Origin of the sequence: Kineococcus siccus, from assembly GCF_009906795.1 — a bacterium.
Lineage (GTDB): Bacteria > Actinomycetota > Actinomycetes > Actinomycetales > Kineococcaceae > Kineococcus > Kineococcus siccus.
Genome location: NZ_JAAALN010000452.1, coordinates 1 through 551, shown reverse-complemented (window position 1 = coordinate 551; position 551 = coordinate 1). Strand labels below are relative to the sequence as shown.

Sequence of the window (551 nt, the reverse complement as noted above, 5' to 3'; positions counted from 1 at the left end):
GCGCTGCAGGCGGCCCTCGACCTCGTCGGCGGGCTCGTCGACGTCGTCGGCCCGGCCGACCTCGACCGGCCGACGCCCTGTACCGAGTTCACCGTGCGCGACCTGCTGTCCCACCTGGTCGCCGTGACGCACCGCGTCGCCCACATGGCCGGGGGCGGCGACCCCGGCGACCGGCGCTCGCTCGTCACGGGCGTGCCCGACGACGCCTGGCCCGACGCGTTCCGCACGGGCGCCGCAGCGCTGACCGCGGCCTGGGCCGACGACGAGGTGCTGGGGCGCACGCTGATCCACCCGGCGGGGCCGATGCCCGCGCCGTTCGCGGGGTTCGCCTACGTCCAGGAGCTCACGGCCCACGCGGGGGACCTCGCGGTCGCGGTCGACCGCGAGGACCTCCTGGACGAGGACCTCGCGGAGGCCGCGCTCGCGTCGTCCCGGCAGTTCCTGCCGGCCGAGCCGCGCGGCGGGCCGGTCCCGTTCGGGCCCGTCGTCGACGTGCCCGCCGACGCCCCCGCGCACGTCCGGCTCGCGGGCTGGCTGGGGCGGGGCTGACG

1 protein-coding gene is annotated in these 551 nt (G+C 78.9%); it reads left to right on the top strand.

The annotated features are described in order from the left end of the window. Positions 1-549: TIGR03086 family metal-binding protein (locus tag GTR02_RS22090; protein WP_205709833.1), on the top strand; the 549-nt coding region annotated here is incomplete at its 5' end. Positions 550-551 lie beyond the last annotated feature (2 nt).